Origin of the sequence: Streptomyces sp. NPDC059785 (assembly GCF_042732375.1) — a bacterium.
Lineage (GTDB): Bacteria > Actinomycetota > Actinomycetes > Streptomycetales > Streptomycetaceae > Streptomyces.
On record NZ_JBHWHV010000012.1, the window covers coordinates 13146 to 29060 of the forward strand.

Annotated in this window: 20 protein-coding genes and 1 pseudogene; 7 read left to right on the plus strand and 14 right to left on the minus strand. The window is 70.4% G+C overall.

Features of this window, described 5'->3' with window-relative positions:
- Nucleotides 1-163: 163 nt before the first annotated feature.
- The 5 genes from ACFV6E_RS11690 to ACFV6E_RS11710 all read right to left on the minus strand — a co-directional run bounded on the left by ACFV6E_RS11690 (nt 164) and on the right by ACFV6E_RS11710 (nt 2752).
- Complete coding sequence (locus ACFV6E_RS11690) at nt 164-436, minus strand: hypothetical protein (RefSeq protein WP_385460817.1); 273 nt, start codon at nt 434-436, stop codon at nt 164-166.
- Nucleotides 433-786, minus strand: coding sequence for a DUF6247 family protein (locus ACFV6E_RS11695; protein WP_385171437.1), 354 nt, complete (start codon nt 784-786; stop codon nt 433-435). Before ACFV6E_RS11695 ends, ACFV6E_RS11690 begins: the two co-directional genes overlap by 4 nt.
- 175 nt (nt 787-961) lie before the next feature.
- Nucleotides 962-1555 (minus strand): DUF4291 domain-containing protein, encoded by a 594-nt coding sequence (locus tag ACFV6E_RS11700; RefSeq protein ID WP_385171491.1) that lies wholly within the window; start codon nt 1553-1555, stop codon nt 962-964.
- A gap of 127 nt (nt 1556-1682) precedes the next feature.
- Complete coding sequence (locus tag ACFV6E_RS11705; protein WP_385460820.1) at nt 1683-1913, minus strand: DUF397 domain-containing protein; 231 nt, start codon at nt 1911-1913, stop codon at nt 1683-1685.
- A complete protein-coding gene (locus tag ACFV6E_RS11710) occupies nt 1910-2752 on the minus strand; it encodes a helix-turn-helix domain-containing protein (RefSeq protein WP_385171442.1) in 843 nt (280 codons plus the stop codon). Before ACFV6E_RS11710 ends, ACFV6E_RS11705 begins: the two co-directional genes overlap by 4 nt.
- A gap of 210 nt (nt 2753-2962) precedes the next feature.
- Here ACFV6E_RS11710 and ACFV6E_RS11715 point away from each other — a divergent pair, with 210 nt between their 5' ends.
- Entirely contained in the window at nt 2963-3376 is a 414-nt protein-coding gene (locus ACFV6E_RS11715; RefSeq protein ID WP_385171444.1) for an ATP-binding protein, read from the plus strand.
- 98 nt (nt 3377-3474) lie between these two features.
- Here the strand turns inward: ACFV6E_RS11715 and ACFV6E_RS11720 are convergent.
- The 4 genes and pseudogenes from ACFV6E_RS11720 to ACFV6E_RS11735 form a co-directional block, all read right to left on the minus strand.
- Nucleotides 3475-3816, minus strand: a pseudogene (locus ACFV6E_RS11720) (Uma2 family endonuclease); the annotation flags it as partial.
- A gap of 33 nt (nt 3817-3849) precedes the next feature.
- The gene (locus ACFV6E_RS11725) at nt 3850-4488 is read right to left on the minus strand and encodes a hypothetical protein (protein ID WP_385460823.1); all 639 of its coding nucleotides are present in this window, start codon (nt 4486-4488) and stop codon (nt 3850-3852) included.
- Between the two features lie 36 nt (nt 4489-4524).
- The gene (gene msrA, locus ACFV6E_RS11730) at nt 4525-5193 is read right to left on the minus strand and encodes a peptide-methionine (S)-S-oxide reductase MsrA (RefSeq protein WP_385460826.1); all 669 of its coding nucleotides are present in this window, start codon (nt 5191-5193) and stop codon (nt 4525-4527) included.
- 255 nt (nt 5194-5448) lie between these two features.
- A complete protein-coding gene (locus tag ACFV6E_RS11735; protein WP_385171450.1) occupies nt 5449-6567 on the minus strand; it encodes a hypothetical protein in 1119 nt (372 codons plus the stop codon).
- Between the two features lie 583 nt (nt 6568-7150).
- Between ACFV6E_RS11735 and ACFV6E_RS11740 the strand changes: the two genes are divergently transcribed.
- Nucleotides 7151-8308, plus strand: coding sequence for a cystathionine gamma-synthase (locus tag ACFV6E_RS11740; protein ID WP_385171453.1), 1158 nt, complete (start codon nt 7151-7153; stop codon nt 8306-8308).
- A gap of 13 nt (nt 8309-8321) precedes the next feature.
- Here ACFV6E_RS11740 and ACFV6E_RS11745 read toward each other — a convergent pair whose 3' ends face one another.
- The 3 genes from ACFV6E_RS11745 to ACFV6E_RS11755 form a co-directional block, all read right to left on the minus strand.
- Nucleotides 8322-8570: a hypothetical protein gene (locus tag ACFV6E_RS11745; RefSeq protein WP_385171455.1), complete on the minus strand. Its 249-nt coding sequence runs from the start codon at nt 8568-8570 to the stop codon at nt 8322-8324.
- Nucleotides 8567-9064: a sigma factor-like helix-turn-helix DNA-binding protein gene (locus ACFV6E_RS11750; RefSeq protein ID WP_385171458.1), complete on the minus strand. Its 498-nt coding sequence runs from the start codon at nt 9062-9064 to the stop codon at nt 8567-8569. The genes ACFV6E_RS11745 and ACFV6E_RS11750 overlap by 4 nt, the downstream gene beginning before the upstream one ends.
- 257 nt (nt 9065-9321) lie before the next feature.
- On the minus strand, nt 9322-9837 hold the full coding sequence (locus ACFV6E_RS11755; RefSeq protein ID WP_385171494.1) for a MarR family winged helix-turn-helix transcriptional regulator: 516 nt from the start codon (nt 9835-9837) through the stop codon (nt 9322-9324).
- 164 nt (nt 9838-10001) lie between these two features.
- On the opposite strand from ACFV6E_RS11755, the gene ilvA reads away from it, so the two are divergent.
- The 3 genes from ilvA to ACFV6E_RS11770 all read left to right on the plus strand — a co-directional run bounded on the left by ilvA (nt 10002) and on the right by ACFV6E_RS11770 (nt 13340).
- Complete coding sequence (ilvA, locus tag ACFV6E_RS11760) at nt 10002-11231, plus strand: threonine ammonia-lyase (protein WP_385460829.1); 1230 nt, start codon at nt 10002-10004, stop codon at nt 11229-11231.
- Nucleotides 11232-11499: 268 nt separating this feature from the next.
- Nucleotides 11500-12537: an ATP-binding cassette domain-containing protein gene (locus ACFV6E_RS11765; protein ID WP_385460832.1), complete on the plus strand. Its 1038-nt coding sequence runs from the start codon at nt 11500-11502 to the stop codon at nt 12535-12537.
- Nucleotides 12534-13340, plus strand: a complete 807-nt coding sequence (locus tag ACFV6E_RS11770) for an ABC transporter permease (RefSeq protein ID WP_385460835.1) — start codon at nt 12534-12536, stop codon at nt 13338-13340. Before ACFV6E_RS11765 ends, ACFV6E_RS11770 begins: the two co-directional genes overlap by 4 nt.
- Nucleotides 13341-13456: 116 nt before the next feature.
- Here ACFV6E_RS11770 and greA read toward each other — a convergent pair whose 3' ends face one another.
- Together greA and ACFV6E_RS11780 are read right to left on the minus strand one after the other, a co-directional pair.
- On the minus strand, nt 13457-13954 hold the full coding sequence (greA, locus tag ACFV6E_RS11775; protein WP_385171469.1) for a transcription elongation factor GreA: 498 nt from the start codon (nt 13952-13954) through the stop codon (nt 13457-13459).
- Between the two features lie 276 nt (nt 13955-14230).
- Complete coding sequence (locus ACFV6E_RS11780; RefSeq protein ID WP_385171470.1) at nt 14231-14629, minus strand: DUF4307 domain-containing protein; 399 nt, start codon at nt 14627-14629, stop codon at nt 14231-14233.
- 176 nt (nt 14630-14805) lie between these two features.
- On the opposite strand from ACFV6E_RS11780, the gene mca reads away from it, so the two are divergent.
- Both mca and ACFV6E_RS11790 read left to right on the plus strand, forming a co-directional pair.
- Nucleotides 14806-15666: a mycothiol conjugate amidase Mca gene (gene mca, locus ACFV6E_RS11785; RefSeq protein WP_385171496.1), complete on the plus strand. Its 861-nt coding sequence runs from the start codon at nt 14806-14808 to the stop codon at nt 15664-15666.
- Nucleotides 15659-15898: a hypothetical protein gene (locus ACFV6E_RS11790; protein ID WP_385171473.1), complete on the plus strand. Its 240-nt coding sequence runs from the start codon at nt 15659-15661 to the stop codon at nt 15896-15898. The genes mca and ACFV6E_RS11790 overlap by 8 nt, the downstream gene beginning before the upstream one ends.
- Nucleotides 15899-15915 lie beyond the last annotated feature (17 nt).

Consider the following 15915-nt stretch of genomic DNA (forward strand, 5'->3'; position numbering starts at 1 on the left):
GATCGTAGGCAGCCAAGTACGGCGGATGGGATGGTTCCGGTCTCTATCCGTCAGAAGCCGGTCGAACTTCAACGAGGGTGGAAGTGAAGGGCGTTGCTGTCGCTGCCCGGCTCTGGGGGATGGGCCGGACGACGAGTCCGGCGAGACGGCGAGCCGATCCCGCCTACAGTGCGTCGAACGGGGGCACGATGCGCACGACAATGATCAACGGATCGCGCGGTGCCATCAGGAAGTAGAACCATCCCCCGGCAGCATCCATACGACGCAGACCACCTGGGCGGGGACCGTTGCCTATGTCGCTGACGTCGATGCCTGTACTCGCAAGATCGACGAGTTGGCCGGCCAGGCGTTCCACTTCCGCGACGACATGAACAGGGATTCCACCCACCACATGGTCGCGGTCGGGGTCGTACTCCCAGCGCCAGTTTGCGCTCACCGGGTCGTGAGACCGATGGCTTCGTGGGCCTCGTCCAGGATTCGTCCGATCTCAGAGGCGGCCTGTCGCGCCTGGGCGGCGTCGCCGGACTCGGCCGTGTCCTCCCAGCGTCGGAAGTCCGCCGCCAGGTCCGGCTGGCGCTGAACGTATACGTACACGGCCCACTGGGCGACGAACCGCTGGAGCGGTGACAGATCCGAGCCCTGCCGGGATTGGTCGGCAGCCTGGTCCAGTTCCCGTGTGAAAGCCGGCAGTGCGGCAGGCGCAATCTGTCCGACGGCCTGCCGAAGCGCGGCAACCGTGGCAGGGGGCTGGGGGATGAGCGGTTGCCCAGAGGCGGAGGTGGTCATAGCTACTCCCATGGGCGCGATTCTGGTCCCGAGTGTCAGCCTAACCGGCGCTGGCGCCCGGCCTCCGCTCGAACGAGTGAGGGAGAAGCGATACGTCTGCTTGGCCGAGCGGACCGATAGGCAGCGCTCACCATTCGTCCGCCCTCGCTGCCGACTGTTGGGGCGAGTCGGTCGATCACCCCTGTAGGTGGGAGAGCACGTCCTCCGCGATCCGGTACGGGCGTTCCTGGGGCAGCAGCCGGCGGGCGGTGTCCACGTCACCGCCGCGGACGAGGGCCCGGATCTCGCGGGCGAGCGGCGTCACGTCGCGGATGGCCACCGTCCACTCGTCCGCGTACCGCCGCACGGCCTCGCCCGAGAGCCCGAGCTGGAGCGAGCGATGGGGCAGTGGTCGCAGATGCAGGTCCCGCTCGGGGTCCCACTGCACGCGGGCGGGCGCGCGCTTCAACTCGCGCTGCCAGGTGACCCGGTCGGGATGCACCCCGCGGACGTAGCTCGACAGGCACGCGTGCCGCAGCGCCCACTCGAAGCCGTCACGCCTGATCTCGACGGCGAGGACGGTCTCCTGCCCTTCCTTGGTGCCCCAGCCGCAGCGGTACATCATCCACAGGAACGACGGCTTGATCCACGTCATCCGGTCCCGCTTCCACCCGGCGGGAAACCGCCCTTCACGGACAGCGGGCAGGCCGATCTCCGGCCGGTACGCCTGGTAGACGGTGACCGTGGACGCGGTGTGCAACGCGCGGATTCTGCGCGACGGTTCTTCCATGGGGTACGACGGTTCTTCCATGGCGTACAGAGTGCGGCCGGCGGACCGCGGCGGGCCATCGATTTTGCAGGCCCATACCTGCCGTCACCAGGTGAACATGGTGGCCCGCGCCGCTGTCCAAGGCTCCTCAGCCGCGCAACCGGGCGAAGTTCCTGTGAGCGGAGCCATCCTTCAGAGCTTCGATGAAGTAAGCGAAGGATCCGGGCGGGAGGGCGAGGAGGCCGACGGCCGGGTCCTTGGAGTCGCGGACAGCTATGTGCGTGCGGCGGTTGGCTATCTCCACGCATGAGTCGCCGTCGCCGGGTCCGGAGTAGGACGACTTCCGCCATATGTCGGGGGTGACCATGTGGTGCCTCACAGCTCCTTCGCCAGCCGGTGGATGAATTCGCGTGACCGCTCGGGAGGGAGCGACACGGCCTCCACTTTATGAAAGAGGGTTCGAAACGCGTCGAGCTGGGCTGCGGAATCGATGAAGGCCGCACCATGAGGGCCGTCGCGTACGACGGTGTCCAGCCTCGGCACAGCGCCTCCCGCATACGTCATGGCGCTCGTGGCACCGGCGAACCCTTCCAGGTCGAAGGGAATGACACGCACGGTGAGGCACTCCGCTTCCGAGAGATTCAGGAGGTGGGAGAGCTGCGCTCGTGACGCGGTGCGGTCGCTGACCATGATGCGCAGCGCCGCCTCATGGACCACTGCCTCGTACGGAGTCCCTTCGAGGGCCGTCCTGCGTTGCATCCGATGACGTACGCGCAACTCGACGTCTGCGGAAGGAAGCTCGGGGACGCGGCAGGAGAAGACGGCGCGAGCGTACTCCTCCGTCTGAAGGGGGCCGGGGATGTAGAGGAATTGGACCTCTCTCAGGAAAGTCGCGTTGTACTCCAGCTCGGCCAGGTCCAGAAACGCCTTGGGCAGCAGCCAGCGGTACTCCTCCCACCAGCCGCGTGTCCGATCCCTCGCCATGGCTGCAAGGGCTGAGATCAACTCCTCGTCCGTGCACATGTAGTGGGCCGCGAGTCGACGCAGCCGCTCCTCGCTCACGCCCGAAAGGCCGGACTCGATCTGGCTGATCTGGACGGAGCTCACGTCGAGCAGTTCCGCCGCTTCGCGGGCCTTGAGGCCCGCAGCATCGCGAAGCCTGCGTAGTTCGGCGGCCAAGCGCACTTGGCGTGCCGTTGGTTCGCGCCTCAAGCCCATCAACTGCTCCTCGGTTCAACGCGCCTGTGACCGCAGCTCATTCGGGGACAGGTTAGGCGATCGGGTTGCTCGGTATGTAAATAAAGGTCTACCGTCAGTGACACATGGCGGGCGCAGTGAGAGCGCGTAGCTCCGCCCTGCCGTGACTGTCGCGGCAGCCCCACCGGCTGCCTGCAATCTCCCCTCACCCCACCCAGATGGAGCTGAGACATGCCCGAAAACGTGAACGAGCCCTGGGAATATTGTCTCTACATCCCCAGTGACCTGCGTGCTGTCACCATCAGCCGCCGCACCCTTCGCCTCATCCTCACCATGCACGACCTGATTCGTCTGGTCGACGTCGCCGAACTTCTCGCGACCGAGCTGGTGTCCAATGCCGTACGCCACACCAAGGGTTCGGTCGCGCTGCGTGTGCGTTGGTCTGCTGGTGTGCTCCGGCTCGGGGTGTGGGACACCGACCCCGAGCCGCCGGAGTCGCCTGTGCCGCTGGAGCAGGTCGTCGACGCGGAGGAAGGGCGAGGGCTGGCGCTCGTCCGGGCGTGCGCCGACGTGTGGGGCTGGCAGCCGCTGGCAGGAGACGGCAGCCGGGGCAAGGTCGTGTGGTGCGAGCTGGCTGCTGCGTAGGCCGGCGTGCTCACGTGTCAGCGCGGCCGGTGTGAGGGCCTGCCCTCCGTTCAGATCAACAGGTTGCCCCCACGCCGGACTGTCCTACGGAGATGACCGTAGGTCTTCGTCGCGGGGTCGAGGACATACGTGTAGACGAGGGGGACACCCGTGGCGGCCTGCTCGATGCGCCAGTAGAAGCCGGTGCCTGCTTTGGTGTACTGGTCGACCTTCACGATGCGGTCGGTGGTCTCCGAGCCCGGCGACACCACGTCGACCACCAGCAGTACGTGTTCGGGCCGGGTCGGCGTGACGTCGATCGTGTCCGCGCGGTAGACGACGACGTCCGGGCGGCGATTGGTGAGCGGAACGTCCTGCAGCCGGATGTCGAAGCCAGCGTCGGCGTTCCAGCCGGGGCCGGCGGCCACGTCCAGGGCGTTCGCGAGGATCCGAGGGCCTCGGCCCTTGCCGTGCCCGGTCACAGGGCGGGTGCGTCACTTCGCCGCTGAGGCCGCCACGGCATAGGCGAGCAGGTTCGCGAAGCGCAGCCACGGGAGCAGACAGCCGTTCAAGGGGGCGTAGCCCGGTGCGGTGAGGTCGTCGATGGCGTCGATGGTGGCGGTCAGTTCCGCTACTGCCGCGGAGGCGGGGCGGCCGAGAGCTTCGAGGTACGCCGAGGCGGAGGCGTCCAACCAGGCGTGCAGATCCGCGAGTTGGCGTACTCGGGTGTCTGAGGAGAGCGTTTCGTCGGGGTACGGGAACTGCCGGAAGGCCGCATGGCCGTTCGCGACGGCGGCGATCAGTCCCAGGCGGGACGGGGGTGAGGTGCTCGGCCAGCGGGGGCCTCGTAGCGCGGCCGTGTCGGAAGGGTGTGGAGATCGTCGGCCGGCTGCCTTCTCCAGGTGTCGGCGGGCGGCGAACTCCGCCACCTCCGTGAGGTGGACCGCTCGGCTCTCCTCCAGCATGTCCAGCGCGCGCAGCAGGGCCGCCGGGTCCCTGCGCAGGTCGGGCGCGGGGCCCGCGGTCGCGGTCAGGTAGGCCCACGTCGCGTTGAAGCCGAGCGGGCAGTACCGCCCGACGGCACACCGCAGCGCGGCATGCCGTCGCAGGAGCGGAAGCCGCTCGTCACGCACTCGGCGTGCGTCCGTACCGAAGCCCATGCGGGAGTGTCAGCCCGCGGCCGGCGCCACGCCGACCGGACAGGAAACCCCCGTTCCCCCGATCCCGCAGTACCCCGCCGGGTTCTTGTCCAGGTACTGCTGGTGGTAGGGCTCGGCCAAGTAGAAGGGGCGGCCTTCCGCCGGGAGGAGTTCCGTGGTGATCTCGCCGTGGCCCGCGGCCGTGAGGACCTTCTGGTACGCCTCGCGGGACGCGGCCGCCGTGGCTGCCTGGGCCGGGGTGTGGGTGTAGATCGCCGAGCGGTACTGCGTGCCCACGTCGTTGCCCTGGCGGAAGCCCTGCGTCGGGTTGTGGGACTCCCAGAAGACCTGGAGCAGGCGCTCGTACGAGATCAGGTCCGGGTCGTAGACCACGCGGACCGCCTCCGTGTGGCCGGTCAGGCCCGAGCAGACCTCCTCGTACGTGGGGTGCTCGGTGAAGCCGCCCTGGTAGCCGACCAGGGTCGTGTGCACGCCCGTCGGGAGCTGCCAGAACTTTCGCTCCGCGCCCCAGAAACAGCCCATACCGAAGTCGGCGGTCTCCAGGCCCTCCGGGTAGGGGCCGGTGAGCGAGGTGCCGAGGACCGCGTGCTGGTCGGGGACCGTGAAGATCGGCTCGGGGCGGCCGCGCAGCGCCTGCTCGGGGGTGGGCAACTGGGGCGTGCGGCTGTACAGGAACATGCGGCCTCCACTGGTCGGTCAAGGAGTGGGGTGGTATCCGCGCTGTTCAACGCCCGGGAGGGGGTGGGCATTCCGGGCCACCGGGGGACCGCCGGGCGCCGTATCGGGCGGTCCCGGTCCCGGCTCCGGGAGCCGACCGGCTCGTGGGTCGTCCCCGGCTCCGGGAGCCGACCGGCTCGTGGGTCGTCCCCGGCTCCGGGAGCCCACCGGCTCGTGGGTCGTTTCCGGCCGGAGTGGGTGCGCCCCCGCCCCGCCTCAGTGCCGCAACGTAGCCGGGCTCCCCCCGTTCGCCTCGTACCCCGCCACCGCAAGTGCCCGGTACACCGCGTAGTCCGCGGCCGGGTCGGAGGTCAGGGTCCAGGGGAGGGCGCCCACGTGGCCGTCGATGTGGAGGACCTGGTCCATCGCCTCGCCCCAGCGTTCGCCGCGGACCAGGAAGAAGAGCAGCAGGTGGCGGACGTGGGCCAGCATCGGGTCGTCGGGGCGGGCGGCGTGCGCCGCGTAGAGCGCGCCGTGCACCGCCTTCGTCACGACCTCGCTCTGGTAGAAGCCGCTGACCAGGTTGACCTCGGGCAGGTGCTCGAAGACCGCGAAGAGGGGCATCGCGGCCAGGAGGGAGCCCTGCGGGGCGCGGGCCGCCGCCGCCTCCGCGAAGGAGTAGGCGAGCTCGCGCGAGCCGTGCCACTTCTCGCACCAGTAGTGCAGCGCCGCCAGATGCGCCCCCATGTGGGCCGGCGCGCGGTCCAGGATCTTCAGCCAGAGCTGCTCGAACTCCGGCTGGGGGTACGCCAGTCCGCGCGCCACCGACAGCTCGACGATGTACGGGATCGGGTCACCGGGGGCCAGCAGCGCCGCCTCCCCGCACGCCGCCTTCGCCTCCTCCATGATGATCCGGAACTCGTCCGTGCCCGGCGTCGACGTGCGCCACGCCTGCTGCACCAGGAACTCCGCGTGCACCGCCGCGCCGCCCGCGTCCTTGGGCGCCTCGGCCCGCCAGACCCGCAGCCACTGTCCGCCGGGCGACTCGCTGACCCCGCCGGGGCGCTGCGCGAGCTCCAGCGAGGCGGCGCCCGCGAACGCCTGCACCCGCTGCCAGCGGGTCTCGCCCGCCGCCTCCGTGCCCGCCAGGAGCTGCGAGGCCGCCCGGTGGTCCTGCGTGCGCTGCACCACGTCCAGGACGTCGAGCAGGTCGGAGTCCGGGCCCGGCATCCGGATGTCCAGCTCCTCCTGCCGTACGAAGCCGTAGTCCGCCGGGTCGGCGGCGTCCGGATCACCGGGCAGGGCCGGCTGAATGCCCGCCCGCCTGCGCAGCATGAACGGCCAGAGGACCGCCCCCAGCATGAGCAGCGCGATCAGGACCCAGAGAATCTCCATGACACAAGCGAACCAGACGGGTCCGACAATTGGCCAACCCGACCGGCCCCGGCTCACCGACCGGCCCCGGTCCGCCGGGTTGTCCGGCTGGCCCCGGCTCACCGACCGGCCCCGGTCCGCCGGGTTGTCCGGCTGGCCCCGGCTCACCGGTCGGCCCCGGTCCGCCGGGTTGTCCGGCTGGCCCCGGCTCACCGGTCGGCCCGGGTCCGCCGGGTTGTCCGGCTGGCCCCGGCTCACCGGTCGGCCCCGGTCCGCCGGGTTGTCCGGCTGGCCCCGGCTCACCGGTCGGCCCCGGTCCGCCGGGTTGTCCGGTTGGCCCCGGCTCACCGGTCGGCCCCGGTCCGCCGGGTTGTCCGGTTGGCCCCGGCTCACCGGTCGGCCCCGGTCCGCCGGGTTGTCCGGCTGGCCCCGGCTCACCGGTCGGCCCCGGTCCGCCGGGTTGTCCGGCCGGTCCCGGTCCACCGGTCGGCCCGGCCCGCCCCGGGCCCGGCGGAGGCGGCCCGCACGGCGGGCGGGGGCGTCCGCCGGACGACCCTGACGACGCGACCCGCACCGGCCCCCGGGGCGCACTACGCTCGGCCCCATGAGCGACAGGCACATCAGTCAGCACTTCGAGACCTTGGCGATCCACGCGGGCAACACCGCCGACCCCCTGACGGGCGCGGTCGTCCCGCCGATCTACCAGGTCTCGACCTACAAGCAGGACGGCGTCGGCGGACTGCGCGGTGGCTACGAGTACAGCCGCAGCGCCAACCCGACCAGGACCGCCCTGGAAGAGAACCTCGCCGCCCTGGAGGGCGGTCGCCGCGGGCTCGCGTTCGCGTCCGGACTGGCCGCCGAGGACTGCCTGTTGCGTACGCTGCTCGCGCCCGGCGACCACGTGGTCATTCCCAACGACGCCTATGGCGGTACGTTCCGCCTCTTCGCGAAGGTCGTCTCGCGGTGGGGCGTGGAGTGGTCGGTCGCCGACACCAGCGATCCCGCCGCCGTACGGGCCGCGCTCACCCCGCGGACCAAGGTCATCTGGGTGGAGACGCCGTCCAACCCGCTGCTCGGCATCACCGACATCGCCGCCGTGGCGCAGGTGGCGCGCGAGGCGGGCGCGCGCCTGGTGGTGGACAACACCTTCGCGACCCCCTACCTCCAGCAGCCGCTGGCGCTCGGCGCGGACGTCGTCGTGCACTCGCTGACCAAGTACATGGGCGGTCACTCGGACGTCGTGGGCGGCGCGCTCGTGACCGGCGACCAGGAGCTGGGCGAGGAGCTGGCGTACCACCAGAACGCGATGGGTGCGGTCGCCGGTCCCTTCGACTCCTGGCTGGTGCTGCGCGGCACCAAGACGCTGTCGGTGCGCATGGACCGGCACAGCGAGAACGCCACCAAGGTCGCCGACATGCTCACCCGGCACGCGCGCGTGACGAGCGTTCTCTACCCGGGTCTCCCTGAGCACCCCGGTCACGAGACCGCCGCCAAGCAGATGAAGGCGTTCGGCGGCATGGTCTCCTTCCGGGTCGAGGGCGGCGAGGAGGCGGCCGTCGAGGTCTGCAACCGCGCGAAGATCTTCACCCTCGGCGAGTCCCTGGGCGGCGTCGAGTCCCTCATCGAGCACCCGGGACGGATGACGCACGCCTCCGCGGCCGGTTCCGCCCTGGAGGTCCCCGCCGACCTCGTACGCCTCTCCGTGGGCATCGAGAACGTCGACGACGTCCTCCAGGACCTTCAGCAGGCCCTGGAGTACTGAGCGGCGAAAGGGTTCACCAGCCGGTGAGGGGTGGGGTCGTGTCCGACGGCGGCTCCACCCACGGGCGGGCCGTCGTCGCCCAGACGACGAAGGCGACCGCCGCCGCGAGCAGCAGCAGCCACAGCAGCCGGCGGGCCGCCGTCCGCCGGCGCAGCATGCGTCCGCCCCGGCGTACGACGTCGGGGTACAGGTCGGCCGGTACTTTCGGCGGCGACTGCTCCAGCATCCGCCGTACCGTCGCCTCGCGTTCGGTCCGGTTCACGAGGGTGCCACCTCCGCAAGAGCGGGTGCCGGTCCGCGCGGCGGATGCAGCAGCGTCGCCATCGCGCGGGCGCAGATCGCCCGTACCCGTTCGGTGGACAGGCCGAGCAGCGCCGCCGTCTGCTCCTCGGCGACGCCCTCGTACAGCCTGAGGACGAGCACCAGCCGTTCGTGGGCGCTCAGGCGGGCCAGCACGGTGCCGGTGTCCGGCCGGGTCCGGCCGGGTCTGCCGTACTGGTGCCAGGCCCCGCGCGCGAAGCGGACGGCCACCTGGCACCGGGCCCGGTCGTACGGGTCCTCGCCGCGCAGCCGGTCCCAGGAGGCGTACGTGTGGGCGAGGGCCTGGGTGAGCAGCCGCCGCGCGCGCGGGTTGGCGTCGGGGGGTTCCGCCGTGAGCAGCGTGGCGGCATGCAGCAGCCGGCCTGCCGCGCCCGCGACGAACGCCTCGAACTCCCGGGCCCGGCGTGCGTCCTGCACCGCGCGCCGTTCTCGCACCACGCCTCCCGCCTGAAGGCGGCCCCGCCGGCCCGGAGGGATCCGAGAAGGGGCCTGTGGGACCTGCGATCCGCTCCCGATCTCATATGAGGCCAGGGCACGCCTTCCGGTCAAGAGTGCGGCGGGCGGCACGCGCGCGTGGGGCCGGGAACGGACGGCGGAACGGACGCCACCGGTCCGGATACCCCTGCTGCGGGCCCGTCCGGGCGACGGGAACCGGCCTCGCGGGCGGGCCCGTACGGGTGTGCGGACGCGGCCTAGGAACCGGGCTGCGGGTCCGCGCCCGGGGCCCCCGGTACGCCCTGGGTGGCCTGGCGGGCGGAGAGCGCGGTGTTGAAGCGCGTGAGGAGCGTGCAGAACACCTCGCGCTCCTCCGGCGCCCAGTCGTGTGTCAGCTCGGCCATCAACTGACGCCGTGAGGAGCGCACTTCGTCGAGGCGCGACAGCCCGCGCGGGGAGAGCTGGAGGACCACGGCGCGGCCGTCCTCGGGGTGCGAGGTGCGCTTGACCAGCCCCGTGTCGACGAGCGGGGCCACCTGCCGGGTGACGGTGGAGGAGTCGATCCCCATGCTGGCGGCGAGTGCCTTGACGCCCATGGGACCTTCCTTGTCGAGGCGGTTGAGCAGCAGGTAGGCGGCGCGGTCCATGGAGTTGCGCACCTGCCCCACTCCGCCCAGCCGGGTCTGTTCGGCACGACGGGCGAACACCGCCACCTCGTGCTGAAGCGTGTCGAGGAGACCGGGGTCACCGACGGTCGTCATGTCCATCGACATTTCTGGTGTTGTGGGCATGGCCGGGGGCTCAATTCATGCGTGGGGTCCTGGGTTGGGGGACAGGGTACGCGGCCGGGAGGCGGGCCGTACCGGCGCTGCGCAAACCAGTCTCGTCCCGTGGTCACGCCAGGAGTGACACACGGGGAGCTGGGAGACTGGTGGTCATGAGCTACAGCACGCCCGACTCCTTGCAGACGGTGACCCTGGACGACGTACTCGGCGCCCAGAAGATGCTCGCGGGCGTGTCGCGGGTGACCGCCATGGAGGGCAGCAGGCACCTGTCCCAGCTCGTCGGCGCGCCGGTGCTGCTGAAGTGCGAGAACCTCCAGCGGACGGGTTCGTTCAAGCTGCGCGGCGCGTACGTGCGGATCGCGGGGCTGCTGCCGGAGGAGCGGGCCGCGGGTGTCGTGGCGGCCAGCGCCGGCAACCACGCGCAGGGCGTCGCGCTGGCATCGTCCCTGCTCGGCGTGCGTTCGACGGTGTTCATGCCGTCCGGCGCGCCGCTGCCCAAGGTCGCGGCCACCCGGGACTACGGCGCCGAGGTGCGGCTGCACGGACAGGTGGTCGACGAGACGCTGGCCGCCGCGCAGGAGTACGCGGAGCGGACGGGCGCGGTGTTCATCCACCCCTTCGACCACCCCGACATCATCGCCGGGCAGGGCACGGTCGGCCTGGAGATCCTGGAGCAGTGCCCCGAGGTGCGCACGATCGTCGTCGGGGTCGGCGGGGGCGGCCTCGCCGCGGGCATCGCGGTCGCCGTGAAGGCGCTGCGCCCGGACGTGCGGGTGGTCGGGGTGCAGGCGGCGGGCGCGGCGGCGTACCCGCCCTCGCTGGCGGCCGGGCGCCCCACGGCGGTGGCGAACCCGGCGACGATGGCCGACGGGATCAAGGTCGGCCGCCCCGGTGACGTACCGTTTCGCCTGGTCCGCGAACTGGTGGACGACGTGGTGACGGTCTCCGAGAACCACCTCTCCGGCGCGCTGCTGCTGTGCCTGGAGCGGGCGAAGCTGGTCGTCGAGCCCGCGGGCGCGAGCCCTGTCGCGGCGCTGTTGAGCGCGCCGGACGCCTTCGAGGGGCCGGTCGTGGCGCTGCTCTCCGGCGGCAACGTGGATCCGCTGCTGATGCAGCGCATCCTGCGCCACGGCATGGCCGCGGCGGGCCGCTATCTGGCGGTGACGCTGCGGCTGACCGACCGGCCCGGCGCCCTGGCGACGCTGCTCGGGGTGCTGTCGGTGGCCGACGCCAACGTCCTCGACGTGAGCCACGTCAGGACCGATCCGCGGCTGGGGCTCACCGAGGTCGAGGTGGAGCTGCATCTTGAGACCAAGGGGCCCGAGCACTGCGCCGACGTGAACCGCGCGCTGCGCGAGGCGGGTTACACGGTCATCGACTGAGGGCAGGGGCCGGTCATCGACCGAGGCCGGGAACCGGACGGGCTGTCGACGGGCGGCCCCTCGGACCGGATCGGATAATTGCGTTGTGAGACGCGATACATCGCGTTACTGTGTGTCTCATCGCGTTACTGTGTGTCTCTCGCCACAGTGCCGGGGGACCGCTGTCGCAAGCCCTCGGGGCTCCACCCTTCAGGGTGAGGGCGAGTTCTGCCACTGGTTAAAAAACGCCAAAAGTAAGCAGGAATCCACCACCCTTGGGAGACCTCACATGCCAGGCGCCATCTATGCCGAAGGTCTGGTGAAGACCTTCGGCGACGTAAGGGCTCTGGACGGCGTCGATCTCGATGTCCCGGAGGGCACCGTCCTCGGCCTGCTCGGGCCGAACGGAGCGGGCAAGACCACCGCCGTCCGGTGTCTGACGACCCTGCTGCGGCCCGACCGGGGCAAGGCGGTCGTCGCCGGGATCGACGTGCTCAAGGACCCCGACGCGGTGCGCCGCTCGGTCGGTCTGTCCGGACAGTTCGCCGCGGTCGACGAGTATCTGACGGGCCGGGAGAACCTCCAGATGGTCGGCAGGCTCTACCAGATGGGCGCGAAGGCCGCGAAGGCCCGCGCGGGGGAGCTGCTCGAGCAGTTCCACCTCGCCGACGCCGCCGACCGCACCGCGAAGACGTACTCGGGCGGTATGCGCCGCCGCCTCGACCTGGCGGCGGCGCTCGTCGTCTCGCCGCCGGTGATGTTCATGGACGAGCCGACGACCGGCCTCGACCCGCGCAACCGCCAGCAGCTCTGGGAGGTCATCAAGCACCTCGTCTCCGGCGGCACGACGCTTCTGCTCACCACGCAGTACCTGGAGGAGGCCGACCATCTGGCGCACCACATCTGCGTCGTCGACCACGGCCGGGTCATCGCCCGGGGCACCTCCGACGAGCTGAAGGCGCGGACCGGCGGCGAGCGCGTGGAGCTCGTGGTCCACGACCGCGAGCACATCCCGGCCGCCGCCGAGGTGCTGCGCGGCTTCGGCAAGGGCGAGACCACGGTCGAGGAGCACACCCGCAAGCTCACCGTCCCGGTGACCGGCGGCGCCAAGCTGCTCGCCGAGGTCATCCGGGAGCTGGACGCCCGCGGCATGGAGATCGACGACATCGGTCTTCGCCGGCCCACGCTGGACGACGTCTTCATCTCGCTCACCGGCCACGCGGCCGAGGAGACCGGCGGGACGGGCGGAGCCGACGACGACGGGGCGCCGCAGGACGCCCACAGCAGGGGCCGCACCGCCGGCGCCGGAAAGGAGCAGTCCAAGTGAGCACCGTGAGCGACTCCCTGGTCATCGCCCAGCGCAATCTGATCCGCATGACGCGGATCCCCGAGATGGTCCTGTTCGGCCTGGTCCAGCCGGTGATGTTCGTGATCCTCTTCACGTACGTCTTCGGCGGCTCGATGAAGATCGGCGACAGCACCGACCCGGACGTCTACAAGAACTTCCTGATGGCGGGCATCTTCGCGCAGACCGTCACGTTCGCCACCGCGGGAGCGGGCGCCGGTATCGCGGACGACATGCACAAGGGGCTCATCGACCGGTTCCGCTCGCTGCCGATGTCACGCGGCGCGGTGCTCACCGGGCGCACGGTCGCGGATCTCGTGCAGACGGCCCTCACGCTGCTCGTCCTCGCCATAGTCGCGCTCCTCGTGGGCTGGCGTCCCGGCTTCGCGGAGCCGACCAACTTCGCCAAGATCCTGGCCGGCTTCGGTCTGCTGCTGCTCACGGGGTACGCGTTCACCTGGATCGGCGCGCTGATCGGCCTGTCGGTGCGGACGCCGGAGGCGGCGACCTCGGGCGGTCTGATCTGGCTGTTCCCGGTGACGTTCATCTCGAACGCGTTCGTGGACTCCAGCCAGATGACCCCCTGGCTGCGGCACATAGCCGAGTGGAACCCGTTCAGCGCGACCGTGCAGGCGTGCCGCAAGCTCTTCGGTGACCCGGGGCTGTCGCAGTCCGACGCCTGGCCGATGCAGCACCCGGTGTGGGCCTCGCTGATCTACTCCGTGCTGATCATCGTGGTCTTCCGCACGCTGTCGGTGCGCAAGTACCGCTCGGCCGCCGTGTGAGCCGTGTGAGCCGTGTGAGCCGTGTGAGTTGTCTGGGGCGTGTGAGCCCGCGCATGACGGAGCCCCCGGTGCCACGCGGGCGCCGGGGGCTCCGCCGAAGGGCGGGGCGGGCGGGCTCAGCCCTGGTAGGGCTCGGCCTTGAGGACCTTCACCGAGGCCAGCTTGCCGTTCGGCAGCTCGTACTGGGCGTCCGAGCCGACCTTCTTGCCGTTCACGCCGGAGCCCAGCGGGGACTGCGGCGAGTACGTCTCGATGTCGGAGCTCGCGTACTCGCGGGAGGCGAGCAGGAACGTCAGGGTGTCGTCCTCGTCACCGTCGAAGGCGATGGTCACGACCATGCCGGGGGCGACCGCACCGTCCGCGGCGGGGGCCTCGCCGACCTTGGCGTTCTCCAGGAGCTGGGTGAGCTGGCGCACTCGGAGCTCCTGCTTGCCCTGCTCCTCCTTGGCCGCGTGGTACCCGCCGTTCTCGCGCAGGTCGCCCTCCTCGCGCGCGGCCGCGATCTTGGCTGAGATCTCGGTGCGCGCGGGACCAGACAGGTACTCAAGCTCGTCCTTGAGCTTGTTGTACGCCTCCTGGGTCAGCCAGGTGACGTTCTCGCTGGTCTGGGTCACAGGTGCTCCTCGTAGGTACTGGGAATACAAAGCATCGCCCTACCCAGAAGAATGTTCCTTCACGGGTGGGCGAAACCACGAGCCTAACAATTCAGCGGGCCAAGGGGGAGGACATAAGCGACGAGAATTACGTCGTTGCTGGTCAGAGTCGGACATGGGGTGTCCGGGCTTGGCCGTGTCGGCAGCGAACGGTCCGGAGCGGTCAGAAGCGGTCCTGGCCGATAAGAAACCGTCACAGCGCGCCGGGGCACCGTGTCAGCGCGCCGGGGCACCGTCTCAGTCGGCGTGGCAGCCGAGCAGTTCCGCCGTGGAGCCGCGTGCCGTCGTGCGCAGTGTGACGACCTTGTCGATACGGGAGGAGTGCTGGGCGAAGCGGAAGTCGGCGCGGCCGACCTCCTGGCCGTCGGCGCTCTGCGAGCGCACCGTGCAGTAGCCGCTCGCGTCCGTGTCCTTGCGCACCTCCAGGTGCACGGACACGGAGTCCTCCGAGGCGCTGAAGGTGATGACCTCGCCGCTGATCTCGTTGCCGGCGACGTAGTAGTACGCGAACCAGCCGACCAGCAGGGCCAGGCCCACGGCCAGCACGGCACCGACGGCCTTGAGCTTGCGGTCGGCGCGCTCGTCGGCGGAGCGGCCGTACCGGCTCTCGGACAGCTTGGAGCTCGCCGTACTCATGATCGTCCTCTCGCGCGCGGCCCGCGGCGGCAGTTCGGGAGGGGCTTGACGGGGCCCGCCCGGAATTATTCGCGCGCCGGTTCCGTCACTATAGAAGCCGCCCATCACGCCGGTTCACGCGGGCGCCGATTTGCCGACTTACTGAGGATTGAGTCTTGACTGATCAGTTGCGACTGATGGCCGTTCACGCCCACCCCGACGACGAGTCGAGCAAGGGCGCGGCCACCATGGCGAAGTACGTGTCCGAGGGGGTGGACGTGCTGGTCGTGACCTGCACGGGCGGGGAGCGCGGCTCCATCCTCAACCCGAAGCTCCAGGGCGACAAGTACATCGAGGAGCACATTCACGAGGTACGCAAGAAGGAGATGGACGAGGCCCGCGAGATCCTCGGGATCAAGCAGTGGTGGCTCGGATTCGTCGACTCCGGACTGCCCGAGGGCGACCCGCTGCCGCCGCTTCCCGAGGGCTGCTTCGCCCTGGAGGACGTGGACAAGGCGGCCGGTGAGCTGGTGAAGCAGATCCGTCTCTTCCAGCCGCAGGTGATCACCACCTACGACGAGAACGGCGGCTATCCGCACCCCGACCACATCATGACCCACAAGATCTCGATGGTGGCCTTCGAGGGCGCCGCGGACACCGAGAAGTACCCGGAGCCGGAGTACGGGCCGGCCTTCCAGCCGCAGAAGCTCTACTACAACCAGGGCTTCAACCGGCCGCGCACCGAGGCGCTGCACAACGCGATGCTGGAGCGGGGCCTGGACTCGCCGTACGAGGACTGGCTGAAGCGGTGGGAGTCGTCCGGGCACGTGGAGCGCACGCTCACCACGCACGTGCCGTGCGCGGACTTCTTCGAGGTGCGGGACAAGGCGCTGATCGCGCACGCCACGCAGATCGACCCCGACGGCGGCTGGTTCCGGGTCCCGCTGGAGCTCCAGAAGGAGGTCTGGCCGACGGAGGAGTACGAGCTCGCCAAGTCGCTCGTCGACACCTCCCTCCCCGAGGACGACCTCTTTGCGGGCATCCGCGACAATGCTTGACATGAGCGCAAGCGCAAGTCTGGCAATGACGCACCTCGTCCCCCTCGCCAAGGAGGTCGACGAGAACAAGGTCACTCCTGGTGTGCTGGGCTTCATCGTCTTCGCGGTGATGGCCCTGGCCGTGTGGGGACTGATGAAGTCCATGAACCGGCACATGCGGAAGGTCGACTTCCATGAGGTGCCGGAGAAGGAGCCGGTGGCCGGCGGCGCGGCTGAGCCCAAGCAGGGCTGAGACCGTCTCTCCCGGCC

Coding starts and splice junctions, on each gene's coding strand:
- ACFV6E_RS11695 (WP_385171437.1), bottom strand. CDS start 786: ATGACCACCTCCGCCTCTGGGCAACCGCTCATCCCCCAGCCCCCTGCC.
- ACFV6E_RS11700 (WP_385171491.1), bottom strand. CDS start 1,555: ATGGAAGAACCGTCGCGCAGAATCCGCGCGTTGCACACCGCGTCCACG.
- ACFV6E_RS11710 (WP_385171442.1), bottom strand. CDS start 2,752: ATGGGCTTGAGGCGCGAACCAACGGCACGCCAAGTGCGCTTGGCCGCC.
- ACFV6E_RS11715 (WP_385171444.1), top strand. CDS start 2,963: ATGCCCGAAAACGTGAACGAGCCCTGGGAATATTGTCTCTACATCCCC.
- msrA (WP_385460826.1), bottom strand. CDS start 5,193: ATGTTCCTGTACAGCCGCACGCCCCAGTTGCCCACCCCCGAGCAGGCG.
- ACFV6E_RS11735 (WP_385171450.1), bottom strand. CDS start 6,567: ATGGAGATTCTCTGGGTCCTGATCGCGCTGCTCATGCTGGGGGCGGTC.
- ACFV6E_RS11740 (WP_385171453.1), top strand. CDS start 7,151: ATGAGCGACAGGCACATCAGTCAGCACTTCGAGACCTTGGCGATCCAC.
- ACFV6E_RS11755 (WP_385171494.1), bottom strand. CDS start 9,837: ATGTCGATGGACATGACGACCGTCGGTGACCCCGGTCTCCTCGACACG.
- ilvA (WP_385460829.1), top strand. CDS start 10,002: ATGAGCTACAGCACGCCCGACTCCTTGCAGACGGTGACCCTGGACGAC.
- ACFV6E_RS11765 (WP_385460832.1), top strand. CDS start 11,500: ATGCCAGGCGCCATCTATGCCGAAGGTCTGGTGAAGACCTTCGGCGAC.
- ACFV6E_RS11780 (WP_385171470.1), bottom strand. CDS start 14,629: ATGAGTACGGCGAGCTCCAAGCTGTCCGAGAGCCGGTACGGCCGCTCC.
- mca (WP_385171496.1), top strand. CDS start 14,806: ATGGCCGTTCACGCCCACCCCGACGACGAGTCGAGCAAGGGCGCGGCC.
- ACFV6E_RS11790 (WP_385171473.1), top strand. CDS start 15,659: ATGCTTGACATGAGCGCAAGCGCAAGTCTGGCAATGACGCACCTCGTC.